Origin of the sequence: Citrobacter sp. Cb041, assembly GCF_030336655.1 — a bacterium.
GTDB lineage: Bacteria > Pseudomonadota > Gammaproteobacteria > Enterobacterales > Enterobacteriaceae > Citrobacter > Citrobacter braakii.
The window spans coordinates 444700-458562 of sequence record NZ_JAOWDD010000028.1; the positions used below are offsets into that span (position 1 = coordinate 444700).

General features: G+C 51.5%; 13 protein-coding genes. 1 reads left to right on the top strand and 12 read right to left on the bottom strand.

Features of this window, described 5'->3' with window-relative positions; translation table 11 throughout:
* Window positions 1-10: 10 nt before the first annotated feature.
* A complete protein-coding gene (leuS, locus tag OGV52_RS04610; protein WP_049040670.1) occupies window positions 11-2593 on the bottom strand; it encodes a leucine--tRNA ligase in 2583 nt (860 codons plus the stop codon).
* A 235-nt stretch (window positions 2594-2828) separates the two neighbouring features.
* On the opposite strand from leuS, the gene OGV52_RS04615 reads away from it, so the two are divergent.
* A complete protein-coding gene (locus OGV52_RS04615; RefSeq protein WP_003022748.1) occupies window positions 2829-3311 on the top strand; it encodes a zinc ribbon-containing protein in 483 nt (160 codons plus the stop codon).
* Between the two features lie 49 nt (window positions 3312-3360).
* Here OGV52_RS04615 and OGV52_RS04620 read toward each other — a convergent pair whose 3' ends face one another.
* From OGV52_RS04620 to OGV52_RS04670, 11 genes are all read right to left on the bottom strand, one after another.
* Window positions 3361-3840, bottom strand: a complete 480-nt coding sequence (locus OGV52_RS04620) for an Hcp family type VI secretion system effector (RefSeq protein WP_181628985.1) — start codon at window positions 3838-3840, stop codon at window positions 3361-3363.
* A gap of 221 nt (window positions 3841-4061) precedes the next feature.
* A complete protein-coding gene (locus OGV52_RS04625) occupies window positions 4062-4775 on the bottom strand; it encodes a hypothetical protein (protein WP_287108152.1) in 714 nt (237 codons plus the stop codon).
* Window positions 4776-4946: 171 nt separating this feature from the next.
* A complete protein-coding gene (gene rihA, locus OGV52_RS04630; protein ID WP_047501740.1) occupies window positions 4947-5882 on the bottom strand; it encodes a pyrimidine-specific ribonucleoside hydrolase RihA in 936 nt (311 codons plus the stop codon).
* A gap of 116 nt (window positions 5883-5998) precedes the next feature.
* Complete coding sequence (gltL, locus tag OGV52_RS04635; protein ID WP_003022754.1) at window positions 5999-6724, bottom strand: glutamate/aspartate ABC transporter ATP-binding protein GltL; 726 nt, start codon at window positions 6722-6724, stop codon at window positions 5999-6001.
* The gene (gene gltK, locus OGV52_RS04640) at window positions 6724-7398 is read right to left on the bottom strand and encodes a glutamate/aspartate ABC transporter permease GltK (RefSeq protein ID WP_003022757.1); all 675 of its coding nucleotides are present in this window, start codon (window positions 7396-7398) and stop codon (window positions 6724-6726) included. Before gltK ends, gltL begins: the two co-directional genes overlap by 1 nt.
* Window positions 7398-8138, bottom strand: coding sequence for a glutamate/aspartate ABC transporter permease GltJ (gene gltJ, locus OGV52_RS04645; RefSeq protein WP_016152241.1), 741 nt, complete (start codon window positions 8136-8138; stop codon window positions 7398-7400). The genes gltK and gltJ overlap by 1 nt, the downstream gene beginning before the upstream one ends.
* A 288-nt stretch (window positions 8139-8426) precedes the next feature.
* Complete coding sequence (gltI, locus tag OGV52_RS04650) at window positions 8427-9335, bottom strand: glutamate/aspartate ABC transporter substrate-binding protein GltI (RefSeq protein ID WP_016152242.1); 909 nt, start codon at window positions 9333-9335, stop codon at window positions 8427-8429.
* A gap of 357 nt (window positions 9336-9692) precedes the next feature.
* Window positions 9693-11231 carry an apolipoprotein N-acyltransferase gene (lnt, locus tag OGV52_RS04655; protein ID WP_137381013.1) on the bottom strand — a complete coding sequence of 513 codons (1539 nt, stop codon included), beginning with the start codon at window positions 11229-11231 and terminating at the stop codon, window positions 9693-9695.
* Window positions 11232-11255: 24 nt separating this feature from the next.
* Window positions 11256-12134: a CNNM family magnesium/cobalt transport protein CorC gene (corC, locus tag OGV52_RS04660; RefSeq protein WP_005121418.1), complete on the bottom strand. Its 879-nt coding sequence runs from the start codon at window positions 12132-12134 to the stop codon at window positions 11256-11258.
* 162 nt (window positions 12135-12296) lie between these two features.
* Window positions 12297-12764, bottom strand: a complete 468-nt coding sequence (ybeY, locus tag OGV52_RS04665) for an rRNA maturation RNase YbeY (protein WP_003835559.1) — start codon at window positions 12762-12764, stop codon at window positions 12297-12299.
* Window positions 12761-13807 (bottom strand): PhoH family protein, encoded by a 1047-nt coding sequence (locus tag OGV52_RS04670; RefSeq protein ID WP_019076268.1) that lies wholly within the window; start codon window positions 13805-13807, stop codon window positions 12761-12763. The genes ybeY and OGV52_RS04670 overlap by 4 nt, the downstream gene beginning before the upstream one ends.
* Window positions 13808-13863 lie beyond the last annotated feature (56 nt).

The following is a 13863-nucleotide window of genomic DNA, read 5'->3' on the forward strand; positions in this document are numbered from 1 at the left end:
CCTCCCGCGCTTAGCCAACGACCAGATTGAGGAGTTTACCCGGTACATAAATCACTTTACGTACGGTAACGCCATCAAGATATTTTGCCACCAGATGCTCCTGGCCAGCACGTTCACGAACCTGCTCTTCAGTGGCGTTTACCGGAACGGTGATTTTGCCACGTACTTTGCCGTTTACCTGAACCACAACCAGCGTTGAGTCTTCAACCATTGCTGCTTCGTCCGCCACCGGCCACGGCGCGTTGTCGATATCGCCTTCGCCTTTCAGCGCCTGCCACAGGGTGAAGCAAACGTGTGGGGTGAACGGGTTGAGCATGCGTACAACAGCCAGCAATGCTTCCTGCATCAGGGCTCTGTCCTGCTCGTCTGCCTGCGGTGCTTTCGCCAGCTTGTTCATCAGCTCCATAATCGCCGCAATCGCGGTGTTAAAGGTCTGACGACGACCGATATCATCGGTGACTTTAGCAATGGTTTTATGCACGTCGCGACGCAGCGCTTTTTGATCTTCGCTCAACACATCAACGTTCAGGGCAGCAACATCTCCCTGGGACGTATGTTCGTAAACCAGTTTCCAGACACGTTTCAGGAAGCGGTTCGCCCCTTCAACGCCGGATTCCTGCCATTCCAGCGTCATATCAGCCGGAGAAGCGAACATCATGAACAGACGTACGGTGTCGGCGCCGTAGCGTTCAACCATGACCTGCGGGTCGATACCGTTATTTTTCGACTTGGACATCTTGCTCATGCCGGTATACACCAGTTCATGGCCTTCTGCGTCCTTAGCCTTAACGATACGACCTTTTTCGTCACGCTCAACGATGGCATCAACCGGAGAAACCCAGTTACGTTCGCCGTTTGCGCCAACGTAGTAGAACGCATCGGCCAGAACCATCCCCTGACACAGCAGCTGTTTAGCCGGTTCATCAGAGTTGACCATGCCTGCGTCGCGCATCAGTTTGTGGAAGAAGCGGAAGTAGAGCAGGTGCATGATGGCATGTTCAATACCGCCAATGTAGATATCAACCGGCAGCCAGTAGTTCGCCGCGTCGGAATCCAGCATACCTTCCTGATACTGCGGGCAGGTGTAGCGCGCGTAGTACCAGGACGACTCCATAAAGGTATCGAAGGTGTCAGTTTCACGCAGCGCAGGCATACCGTTAACGGTGGTTTTCGCCCACTCCGGATCGGCTTTGATTGGGCTGGTAATGCCGTCCATGACTACGTCTTCCGGCAGAATAACCGGCAGTTGGTCTTCTGGCGTCGGCAGGACGGTACCGTCTTCCAGCGTCACCATCGGAATCGGCGCGCCCCAGTAACGCTGACGGGAAACACCCCAGTCACGCAGACGATAGTTAACTTTACGCTCACCCACGCCTTTAGCTACCAGCTTGTCAGCAATGGCGTTGAAGGCCGCTTCGAAGTCGAGGCCGTCAAACTCACCGGAGTTAAACAGCACGCCTTTTTCGGTCAGCGCTTGTTCAGACAGATCCGGCTCTGCGCCTTCAGCGGTCAGAATTACCGGCTTGATGGTCAGGCCATATTTGGTCGCAAATTCGTAATCGCGCTGATCGTGACCCGGAACGGCCATAACTGCGCCTGTACCGTATTCCATCAGCACGAAGTTTGCTGCCCAAACCGGGATCTCTTCGCCAGTCAGCGGGTGAACGGCTTTGAAACCAGTGTCGACGCCTTTCTTCTCCATGGTCGCCATTTCGGCTTCAGCAACCTTGGTGTTGCGGCATTCGTCAATGAAGGCAGCCAATTCTGGGTTATTTTCAGCGGCTTTCTGCGCCAGCGGATGACCTGCAGCAACCGCCAGGTAGGTCGCACCCATAAAGGTGTCCGGGCGTGTGGTGTAGACGGTCAGCGTGTTGTCGTAATCGTTCACATCGAAGGTGATTTCCACGCCTTCAGAGCGGCCAATCCAGTTGCGCTGCATCGTTTTCACGGTGTCAGGCCAGTGATCCAGATTATCCAGGTCGCGCAGCAGTTCGTCAGCGTAAGCGGTGATTTTGATGAACCACTGCGGGATCTCTTTACGCTCAACTTTGGTATCGCAACGCCAGCAGCAGCCGTCGATAACCTGTTCGTTCGCCAGTACGGTCTGGTCGTTCGGACACCAGTTGACCGCGGACGTTTTCTTGTACACCAGGCCTTTTTTGTACAGCTCGGTGAAGAACTTCTGTTCCCAGCGGTAGTATTCCGGGGTGCAGGTTGCCAGCTCACGGCTCCAGTCGTAACCGAAACCCAGCATTTTGAGCTGGTTTTTCATGTATGCAATGTTGTCATACGTCCACGGTGCCGGGGCGGTGTTGTTTTTAACCGCAGCGCCTTCGGCAGGCAGGCCGAACGCATCCCAGCCAATTGGTTGAAGTACGTTTTTGCCCAGCATACGCTGATAGCGAGCGATCACGTCACCGATGGTGTAGTTACGTACGTGGCCCATGTGTAGTCGACCAGAAGGATAGGGAAGCATAGACAGGCAGTAATACTTCTCTTTGCTCTCGTCTTCGGTAACTTCAAATGTGCGCTTCTCATCCCAGTGAAGCTGTACTTTGGATTCTATCTCTTCCGGGCGGTATTGCTCTTGCATGGCAGCCAGTGGTCCTGTTTTCAATACAGCTACAAACGTAGCTCTAGATGTGGTGTTTTAGATCCGCATAGCATAGCCCAAACGCCCGCGCCAAAACAGCCTTTCGCGCATTCAACGTTGAATTCCCGTAAGGATAATTCTTGCACGAATTTACACACTCTGTGGACAGTCTTGCAAAGCGTAGCGTAAATAACGTCTATTATTATAGACAGTTAACGACCCAGGAGGCGAAGCGATGAACAAGGTTGCTCAATATTACCGTGAACTGGTGGCTTCACTGAGTGAACGCCTGCGTAATGGCGAACGCGATATTGATGCGTTGGTGGAACAGGCGCGTCAGCGCGTTATGCAGACCGGGGAGTTAACGCGCACCGAGGTGGAAGAGCTCACCCGGGCCGTCAGACGCGACCTGGAAGAGTTTGCTCTGAGCTATGAAGAAAGCCTCGATGAGGAGACCGACAGCGTCTTTATGCGGGTTATCAAAGAGAGTATCTGGCAGGAACTGGCCGATATTACCGATAAAACGCAGCTCGAATGGCGCGAAGTGTTCCAGGACCTCAGCCATCACGGGGTTTATCACAGCGGCGAGGTGGTCGGGTTGGGCAATCTGGTCTGCGAGAAGTGCCACTTCCATTTGGCGGTGTACACTCCTGATGTGCTGCCGCTATGCCCGAAATGCGGACACGATCAGTTCCAGCGTCGACCGTTTGAGCCGTGATTTTCACCTGAGAGCCGCTAACGCGGCTCTGTGAGGGATTGCGAATGTGTTACGCCACAACGCGTTGATTCCAGGCATCTGTATAGATGATATTTCCATCGCAATGCTTCCATGTGATGCTTTCATAGCGTAGCAGAATGGTTTCAAGATGTGTCCCGGTTGAAGCTCCAGGATAAAGATCTGCGGTAATGGATGTGATTTTTACATTGTTTAGAATGATATTAAAATACTCCTTTTCCATTCCAGCTTCGGTGAGCGTGTACATTTTTATCGTTGCGCATTTAAGTGTCGCTCCTTCGCTTTGAGCCTTATATAGCAGGGGAGTTACACGATCAAATTCTTTCTGAAATTGGATTGGAGCATGAATGCGCGTACCTGTTAGCCGCCCTGTATTACCATCTGTTGGAATATTTACATTATGGGTAAGGGATTTTATTTCTATAGCACCTACTCGATCAGAGACCAGAGACGAACCTACAAGCGGGGAACCATTAGCATCAACTAACCAAAGATAAGCTGGATTAGACATTATAAATTCCTTTTATGTATTGGCTTAATAAATATATAATATTGGGTTATTTGAATTTTTCGAATTTTTCTGTAATGAACGGATAAAACCAAAAAATAGCAATAATACTGATTAGCATTAGCTCCCACCAGTGTTCAGGAAATAAATATAACCAGAGTACGGCAAAAAAAATCAAGATTGCTGGGAGTACAAGATTATAGAGTACAACTGATATTAGACTCTTAAACATCGAATCTTTCCATGATTTCGTCGGCAAGCTGATCGAGGTTAGAATAGATACCAGCATGAACTTTCTGAATTATTTCTGAAAGAGCTGGCTCAACGAAGTAATAGAGCATCTCCAGCTTTGCTTGGTAAAGAATCCAATAATAACTTGGATCTATTGCTTTCAGTGCCCGGGCTGCCATAGCTGCTTTTTGCTGAAACCCATAGACCTGCAGAAGATAAACGCCAACTGGCATTTTACCAGCCAGTTTTTGCGCAACGGCTTTTGACAGAAAATCTGACTGTGCAATAGCTTCCGCCATAGCTGAGGCAACAGCAAACCGTGTACCACTTGCCACTGTTATACGAGCAGTAAGGTTTGCTGCGTTGCGAACCATCTTTTGGGCAGATCCTTCTTTGTTACCTTCTTTAACATCTTTGCTCACGGTCAGGAAATATAAATACAGCATATATGTAATAACATCACGGTATCTGAATATAGACATGATGGAATAAACAGTCCTTATCTCTTCAGATTTCAATTCCTGACATACATCATTATATCTGGGGATTAAACAGCTCGAATACCAGCTAGCTCTTTCTATTCCTGAATAAATATCAGAGGCGATACCTTTTGCGGCCTGTATCGTATTTGTGAATCCATTATCAATATATATGGATAACTGCCTGTTATTCTGAAACCTTACCCTGAGATAATCTGAAGCATTCATTCAATGTTCCTCTGATTTGTTGTGCCGGATGTTGCATGATACATTAATCTGCTGGGGGATTTATTCAGTATTACCTGACAAATTAATGAAGTAACGCAGTATTCACGTTCGCTATTAGCTAACAGTAAAATCGCTATGATTCAACATAGCGATCTTACTCAATGATAAATATCAGGCGTAAAATTTCAAACGCTCCGCTAGCAGATCGACAAACCCCTGGCGATCCACGTCCACCATTACGGTGGCATTGGGCTTATTGCCGCTCAGGAAGTAGTAGTCAACCACGGTCATTCCCTGGGTGTATTTGCCCTGAGTTTCCACACCAACCCAGCGTTCAACGGTGGTAAACAGTTCAGGTTTCAGCAGCCAAGCAATGGTGCATGGATCGTGCAGCGGCGCGCCAATAAATCCCCATTTTTCATCTTTGTGATATTCAAAGAAGAAGTCGAGTAGCTCAGCAACGATTGTCGAAATGGGATTGCCGATAGCGCGGAACCGTTCGGTATCTTCACGATGTATTTGCGCTTTATGCGTGACATCCAGTCCAGCCATCACCACCGGAATGCCCGACTGGAACACGATCTCAGCGGCTTCTGGATCCACGAAGATGTTGAACTCAGCGGCGGGCGTCCAGTTTCCGAGGCCCATTGCACCACCCATGATCACGATACGGGCAATTTTGGGGTGCAGTTCAGGATGGCTATTCAGTAGCAATGCCACGTTAGTTTGCGGCCCGGTGGAGACAATCGTCACCGGTTCCTGACTGTTACGCAGGGTTTTCGCCATCAATTCCACAGCGGTGCAGTCCTGTGGAGCAAAAGCGGGTTCAGGCAGCGCCGGGCCATCAAGCCCGCTCTCACCGTGGACGTTATCGGCAATTATCAGGTCGCGCATCAGCGGTTTGACTGCGCCACCGGCCACTGGGATATCCGTACGGTTGAGCAACGTTAACATACGCAATACGTTCCGCAGCGTTTTGTCGGGGGTCTGGTTACCGGCAGAGGAGGTTATCGCTTTTACATCCAGTTCAGGTGAAGCGAGGGCGAGAACAATTGCGATAGCGTCGTCATGACCTGGATCGCAATCAAACAGGATAGGAAGTGCCATTGTTGCTCCTTGTAAGTGGGACTTTGTGACAAGGTTAACGCTGGGCTGTGCCTGTTTCGAGAAGTGAAGAGATAAATCGTGAGGTGGCGCGCACATGGAGGTGCGCGCCAGCAAGATTAGTGCAGGATTTTCGCGAGGAAGTCTTTGGCACGGTCTGATTTTGGATTAGCGAAGAACTCTTCTTTCGGTGAGTCTTCAACAATCTTCCCTTCATCCATGAAGATCACCCGGTTAGCCACTTTACGCGCAAAGCCCATTTCGTGGGTAACCACCATCATGGTCATCCCTTCATTGGCCAGTTCAACCATGACGTCCAGTACTTCGTTGATCATTTCTGGGTCGAGCGCTGACGTCGGTTCGTCAAACAGCATAGCGATAGGATCCATGCACAGCGCCCGAGCGATGGCGACACGCTGTTGCTGGCCCCCGGAGAGCTGAGCTGGAAACTTCTCGGCATGCGCTGACAGACCAACGCGTTCCAGTAACTTTTGCGCTTTATCGCGGGCCGGCTTTTTATCGCGTTTAAGCACTTTTACCTGCGCCAGAGTCAGGTTCTCAATAATCGACAGATGCGGGAACAGTTCAAAGTGCTGGAACACCATGCCAACGCGGGAGCGCAGTTTGGCCAAATCGGTCTTTTTATCATTCACCACGGTACCATCAACGGTGATGACGCCCTGTTGTACCGGCTCCAGCCCGTTCACCGTTTTGATAAGCGTTGATTTACCTGAACCTGACGGGCCGCAGACCACCACCACTTCACCTTTTTTCACTTCCGTGGAGCAGTCGGTCAGCACCTGAAAGTGACCATACCATTTAGAAACATTTTTCAGGGTAATCATTAAACTGTCCTTTTCTTCAAATAGCTGACCAACAACGATGCGCTCAGACTGAATACAAAATAAACGGCGCCAGCGAACAGGATCATTTCAACCTGCGTGCCGTCACGCTCGCCAATGGTGGAGGCGGTACGGAAGAAGTCTGCCAGACTCAATACATAGACCAGCGAGGTATCCTGGAAGAGTACGATGCCTTGGGTAAGCAGCAGCGGCACCATCGCGCGAAATGCCTGCGGCAGAATGATGAGCTTCATCGACTGCCAATGGGTCATCCCCAGCGCCAGCGCGGCACTGGACTGCCCGCGAGAAATACTCTGGATACCGGCGCGGATAATCTCGGAATAGTACGCGGCTTCAAACATCGAAAATGCGACCATCGCTGAGATCAGGCGAATATCGGTTTTTGGCGACAGACCCAGCACGTTTTGCAGGAAGCCGGGCACAATCAGGTAGAACCACAGCAGCACCATCACCAGCGGAATGGAGCGGAATACGTTGACGTAGCCCTTCGCAAACCAGGCAATTGGCGCGAAGCTGGACAGACGCATTACCGCAAGGATGGTCCCCCATACGATACCAATGACGACTGCCGTGACGGTGATTTTCAGCGTGATGATCAGCCCATCCAGCAGATACGGCAGGGAAGGGACGATAGAACTCCAGTCAAATTCGTACATTATTTGCCTCCCAAATTGCCAGGCAGGCGGATTTTGCGTTCGACGAGATTCATCACCAGCATGATGACGGCGTTAATCAGTACGTAGGCCAGAGTGATGGCCGTAAACGATTCCCATGCGTGGGCGGAGTAATCCAGTAGTTTTCCCGCTTGCGCAGCCATATCGACCAGGCCGATAGTGGAGGCGATCGCGGAGTTCTTTACCAGGTTCATCATCTCTGAGGTCATTGGCGGAACAATCACGCGGTAAGCGTTTGGCAGCAGAACATAGCGGTAGGCCTGCGGCAACGTCAGCCCCATCGCCAGCGCGGCATTTTTCTGCCCGCGAGGCAGAGACTGAATAGCGGCACGAACCTGTTCGCAGACGCGCGCAGCGGTAAACAGCCCCAGACAAAGCATGGATGAGAGGAAGAACTGAATGTTGGGATCCAGTTCAGACTTAAACCACATCCCGATGTTTTCCGGCAGCAGTTCAGGAATGACCAGATACCAGGTAAAAAACTGGACGATGAGCGGAACGTTACGAAACAGCTCGACGTACAGCGTGCCGATCCCGGAAAGGAAACGATTTGGTACGGTACGTAAGATGCCGAATAAAGAGCCGATGAGGAAAGCGATAACCCAGGCGGTGATAGATAACGCGACAGTGACCTGGAAACCACTCCAGAGCCAGCCGAGATAGGTGGTGTTGCCGAACGGGGCTTGTTGTAAAAAAATACCCCAGTTCCAGTCTATAGACATAAATCTACTCCAGAAAAAAAAGGGTAGCAGCGCTACCCCCGAAGATTGTTATTCAGCGTTTTGCGGTTTTCAGGCCTGATGGGGAACGACCATCAGGCTTATAGTCTGTCCGTGCTGAGTAGCAATCGAGAGGGAGGGGAAGCCTCCCTGATTACACTTCATCCTTCAAGATATCTCGTTGTTGGCTGCCTTTATTCATCCCGGTTACTTACTCATGTAAGCGCCCGGGAATTCGCTCAGTTGCCGCCTCGATATAACTTGAAAGGTTTTGTGTACTCTTCTAATTAATTAGTTAAGCGCTTTATCATTCGGTTCTTTGAACAGGGCTTTCATCTCGTCTGACAGTTCGAAATTCATGTTCAGGTTCTTCGGTGGAATTGGATTTTTAAACCACTTATCAAACCATTTCTCAGCTTCGCCTGAGGTCTGCGCCTTGGCGATAGTGTCATCCATCAGCTTTTTGAACTGAGGGTCATCTTTACGCAGCATGCAGCCGTAAGCTTCCTGAGACTGCGGCTTGCCGACGATCTCCCAGTTGTCTGGTTTCTTCGCCTTCGCGCGCTCGCCAGCCAGCAGGGCGTCATCCATCATAAAGGCAACGGCGCGGCCGCTTTCCAGAGTACGGAAAGAGTCACCGTGGTCTTTCGCGCTGATGATGCGCATATCCATTTTTTGCTCTTCATTCAGCTTGTGCAGCAGCACCTCTGAGGTGGTACCCGAAGTCACGACTACGGCTTTACCTTTCAGATCGGCGAAATCTTTGACGTCGCCGCCTTTTTTCGCCAGCAGACGAGTACCGACAACGAAAATGGTGTCAGAGAAAGCCGCTTGTTTTTGGCGCTCGACGTTGTTGGTGGTGGAGCCACATTCAAAGTCGAAGGTGCCGTTTTGCAGCAGCGGGATACGGTTTTGTGAAGTAATCGGGATCAGTTTCACCTGCAGGTCAGGCTTGTTCAGCTTTTTCTTCACGGCTTCAACGATCGCGTTGGAGTAATCCTGTGAATAACCGACCACTTTTTGTTGATTATCGTAGTAAGAAAACGGTACCGATGATTCACGGTGGCCGACCACAATCACGCCGTTTTTGGCGATCTTGTCCAGCGTGCTGCCTGCCGCTGGTGCTGCGTCTTCTGCGTGCGCCAGACCGGCGGACATTCCCATGACCAGCATGGCTGTGGCGAGCTTACGTAATTGCATATCCAACTCCTTTATCGTCTGCGCCAGGGACGCATTGATACCCATTGTGATGTTGTTATTGTTTGCTACTAAAACGTGCAGTCTTGTATATGTTTGTTAACATTTAGTTTGGATGAATGTAAAGAATTTGCTGTTTTATTGTTTATTTTTGCGAGGTGCGCCGCACCATTTGGGGGCAAAAATATCTTGTTGCACTTTTCAGGTGCTACCGGCGCTCAACGTTGGTGCGACCAGGTTGCACATTCAGCCAAAACTGCATTTGTCTTGTAGAACAAAGCAATAGACGTGCCAGAATGGGGAGCGGGAAATGTTTTGTGGGCCGGATAAGCGAAACGTTATCCGGCCAGGAAAGGAAGGTTACTTACGACGCTGGCGCAGGCTCATTACCACCGCACCAAAGCCAAACAGCGCGGTCAGCAGCCAGAGCGGCCAGTTACCGGTACGGGCATAAGGGGTTAAGCCCGTTGTTGGCGTCACGCTGGTGGTCAGGACCTGGCGGGTAAACTGCGGGATCATCGCCTGAATCTCACCCTGTGGACCAATCACCGCCGTAATACCGTTGTTGGTGCTACGCAGCAGAGGGCGCGCCAGCTCGAGGGAACGCATACGCGCCATCTGGAAGTGCTGCCACGGGCCGATGGATTTACCAAACCAGGCATCGTTGGAAATCGTCAGCAGGTAGTCCGTATCCGGGCGGAAATTATCCCGTACCTGTTCGCCAAGAATGATTTCATAGCAGATGGCAGCCGTCAGCTTAAAGCCGTGCGCATGCAGCTGTGGCTGCACATAAGGCCCACGGCTGAAAGACGACATTGGCAGGTCAAAGAACGGCGCTAACGGGCGCAGGATCGATTCCAGCGGGACGAACTCGCCAAACGGTACCAGATGGTTTTTGTTGTAGCGGTTGCTGGAGTCGTAACTGTACGGGCTGTCTTTACCCAGCGTGATGATGGTGTTGTAGGTGTCGTAACGATTCTGCTTGTTCAGACGCGCGTCAACGATACCGGTAATCAGCGTGCTGTTTTTCGATCTCAGCAGGTCATCCATCATGCCCAGGAAACGCTGCTGATTAATTTCCAGGTCCGGGATAGCGGATTCTGGCCAGATGATCAGCTGTGATTTGCCCATCTCAGGCTGGGTGGCGTCGAGATAAATCTTCAGGGTGTTGAGTAACTGACCTTCATCCCATTTGAGCGACTGCGGAATGTCACCCTGCACCATCGAGACCTGAGTGGTTTTTTCCGGCTCAAGCGTGTACCACTGGATATAGCGCAGCGGAAAGGGCAGAGCAAAGAGCACTAGCGCGGCAATCAGCGGCTTCCAGTTACGCGTCACCAGCGCCAGCGCCAGCAGGCCGCTAACCACCATCAGCAGGAAGTTAATCGCCTCAACGCCCATTACCGGAGCCAGCCCTTTTAACGGACCGTCGATCTGACTGTAGCCGAACTGTAGCCACGGAAAGCCGGTCAGTACCCAGCCGCGCAGGAATTCGGTTATTTGCCAGACGACCGGCGCGGCAATCGCCACGCGTATCCAGGTGGTTTTCGGCCACAGACGCGCCAACACGCCGGCAAACAGGCCGGTGTAGAGGGAAAGGTATGCGGCAAGCAGAACCACGAGGAACACATTAATGGGACCCGGCATACCGCCAAACTGCGCGATGCTGACGTAAACCCAGTTGATGCCGGAGCCAAACAGCCCCAATCCCCAGAAGTAGCCGATTGCGGCAGACTGGAGCGGGCGGCGATTGAAGGTAAGAGCCTGCAGGCCCAACAGCGAAACGATCGCAGCGGGCCAGATGTCATACGGAGAGAAAGCCAGCGTCCCGCAGGCACCGAATAATAACGCCAGCAGCAGGCGAATGCGCTGGCGTTCAATTAATGGGGCAAATGCCATGTAGTCTTAGATCCAGTTTCGGGTTTATTCGTCCAGTTTGGGCTGGGGTGAGTCGTCCGGAATTCTGACATGAACCTGAATAATACGACGGCTGTCGGCCATTGCCACTTTGAACTGGTAACCATCAATGTCGATAGTCTCCCCGCGCGCGGGTAGATGACCAAAGGCCTGCATGACCAGCCCGCCGATGGTATCTACTTCTTCGTCGCTAAAATGGGTACCGAAAGCGTCGTTGAAGTCTTCGATCGGCGCCAGAGCGCGAATGGTCCAGGTGTGGCGACTGAGCTGACGGAAATCGATATCGTCTTCTTCGTCGTACTCATCTTCAATTTCACCCACGATCAGTTCAAGGATGTCCTCAATGGTCACCAGACCTGAGACACCGCCGAATTCGTCGATGACGATAGCCATATGATAACGCTGGGAGCGGAACTCTTTCAGCATGCGGTCAACTCGCTTGCTTTCAGGTACGACAACCGCCTGGCGTAACACTTTCTCCATGCTGAAGGCTTCGGCATCGCTGCGCATAAACGGCAGCAGATCTTTGGCCATCAGAATCCCTTCAATGTGATCTTTGTCTTCGCTGATCACCGGGAAACGCGAGTGGGCAGACTCGATAATGACATCGAGACATTCGTCTAGGGTCTGGTTGCGTTTCAGGGTAATCATCTGAGAGCGAGGGATCATGATGTCGCGCACGCGTTGGTCCGCAATATCCATCACCCCTTCGAGCATATCGCGCGTATCTTCATCGATAAGGTCGTTTTGCCCGGAATCACGGATCAGCTCCAACAGTTCGTCGCGGTTTTTTGGTTCACCGTGGAAAAGTTGGCTCAGTAACAGGGAGAAAAATCCCTTTTTGCTGTTTAAGGTGTCACTACTGTGTGAATTGTCGTCGCTCATGGCGTCGTATGGGTTCTCATGTTAGTTAATACAAAGCTCGTCATGCGTATATTCAGCTGTTGACGGCATGTCTCTTCATCGTACTTCAAACCAGGTAAGCCGGATAAGGCGCAATACCTGATGGCGGCTGCGCCTTATCAGGCTTACAAGATTTCGAAATGCTTATTCTTTCTCGGCAATGTACGGATCCTCATAGCCCAGAGCAAGCATAATCTCTGTTTCGAGGGATTCCATCTCTTCCGCTTCATCGTCTTCGATGTGGTCGTAACCGAGTAAATGCAGGCTACCGTGCACCACCATGTGCGCCCAGTGGGCCTCAAGCGGTTTGCCTTGTTCCTGCGCTTCTTTCTCGACTACCTGACGGCAGATGATCAAATCGCCCAGCAGCGGCATTTCAATGCCCGGCGGGGCTTCAAACGGGAAAGAGAGTACGTTGGTTGATTTATCTTTCCCGCGATAGGTCAGGTTCAGCTCGTGGCTTTCCGCGTCATCGACCAGACGAATGGTAACTTCAGACTCTTCCTGAAACTGGGGGATCACCGCATCCAGCCAACCCTGAAACTGACTTTCTGTTGGTAAACCGGATTCGTCTTCACATGCCAGCTGTAAATCGAGAATAACCTGACTCATTTTTGTTCCTGCTCCTGAGCTTCGCGCTTGCGTTCTGCAGCCAGCTCGGCTTTGCGTTTCTGTTCTGCTTCTTCCCAGGCTTCATACGCCGTGACGATACGGGCGACCACCGGGTGGCGAACCACGTCTTCGCTATGGAAGAAATTAAAACTAATTTCGTCGACTTCAGCCAGTACTTCAATGGCATGACGCAGACCGGATTTGGTGCTTCGCGGCAGGTCAATCTGGGTGATATCGCCGGTGATAACCGCTTTAGAGTTAAAGCCGATACGGGTCAGGAACATTTTCATCTGTTCGATGGTGGTGTTCTGGCTCTCATCAAGAATGATGAACGCATCGTTTAACGTACGACCGCGCATGTAGGCCAGCGGCGCAACTTCAATGACGTTACGCTCAATCAGCTTTTCGACCTTCTCAAACCCGAGCATTTCGAACAGTGCGTCATACAGCGGTCGTAAGTAGGGATCGACTTTCTGGCTGAGGTCACCCGGCAGGAAGCCGAGTTTTTCGCCCGCTTCCACTGCCGGACGGGTCAGCAGGATTCGACGGATCTCCTGACGCTCAAGCGCATCGACCGCAGCGGCAACCGCAAGATACGTTTTACCCGTACCCGCAGGGCCAACGCCAAAGGTGATGTCGTGGTCGAGGATATTCGCAATGTATTGTGCCTGGTTCGGCGTACGCGGCTTAATTACCCCGCGCTTGGTTTTGATGTTCACCGCTTTGCCAAATTCCGGCACGCTGTCTGCGCTTTGCTCAAGCACTCGCGCTTCTTTAATTGCCAGATGAATTTGTTCAGGCTCAATGTCCTGCGTCTGACCCCGCATTGGGGCAGTATCGACGTACAGGCTACGTAAAATATCTGCCGCCGCGGTGACGCAAATTGGGCGACCGGTCAGCTTAAAGTGGTTATCACGGCGGTTAATTTCGATGCCGAGGCGACGTTCCAGCTGCTTGATGTTGTCATCAAATGGGCCGCAAAGGCTCAACAGGCGGGCATTGTCTGCGGGTTCAAGGGTGATTTCACGAGTGTCTATGTTCAAACTGTTCCTCTTTTGCATGTCTTGCCGGACGCTGAACATTTACCGGCATCTAAGGA

Excerpts from the sequence above, each read along its gene's own strand:
- OGV52_RS04615 (WP_003022748.1), top strand. The coding sequence starts at position 2,829 with ATGAACAAGGTTGCTCAATATTACCGTGAACTGGTGGCTTCACTGAGT.
- gltI (WP_016152242.1), bottom strand. The coding sequence starts at position 9,335 with ATGCAATTACGTAAGCTCGCCACAGCCATGCTGGTCATGGGAATGTCC.
- leuS (WP_049040670.1), bottom strand. The coding sequence starts at position 2,593 with ATGCAAGAGCAATACCGCCCGGAAGAGATAGAATCCAAAGTACAGCTT.
- gltK (WP_003022757.1), bottom strand. The coding sequence starts at position 7,398 with ATGTACGAATTTGACTGGAGTTCTATCGTCCCTTCCCTGCCGTATCTG.
- lnt (WP_137381013.1), bottom strand. The coding sequence starts at position 11,231 with ATGGCATTTGCCCCATTAATTGAACGCCAGCGCATTCGCCTGCTGCTG.
- ybeY (WP_003835559.1), bottom strand. The coding sequence starts at position 12,764 with ATGAGTCAGGTTATTCTCGATTTACAGCTGGCATGTGAAGACGAATCC.
- OGV52_RS04620 (WP_181628985.1), bottom strand. The coding sequence starts at position 3,840 with ATGTCTAATCCAGCTTATCTTTGGTTAGTTGATGCTAATGGTTCCCCG.
- rihA (WP_047501740.1), bottom strand. The coding sequence starts at position 5,882 with ATGGCACTTCCTATCCTGTTTGATTGCGATCCAGGTCATGACGACGCT.
- gltJ (WP_016152241.1), bottom strand. The coding sequence starts at position 8,138 with ATGTCTATAGACTGGAACTGGGGTATTTTTTTACAACAAGCCCCGTTC.
- gltL (WP_003022754.1), bottom strand. The coding sequence starts at position 6,724 with ATGATTACCCTGAAAAATGTTTCTAAATGGTATGGTCACTTTCAGGTG.
- corC (WP_005121418.1), bottom strand. The coding sequence starts at position 12,134 with ATGAGCGACGACAATTCACACAGTAGTGACACCTTAAACAGCAAAAAG.
- OGV52_RS04625 (WP_287108152.1), bottom strand. The coding sequence starts at position 4,775 with ATGAATGCTTCAGATTATCTCAGGGTAAGGTTTCAGAATAACAGGCAG.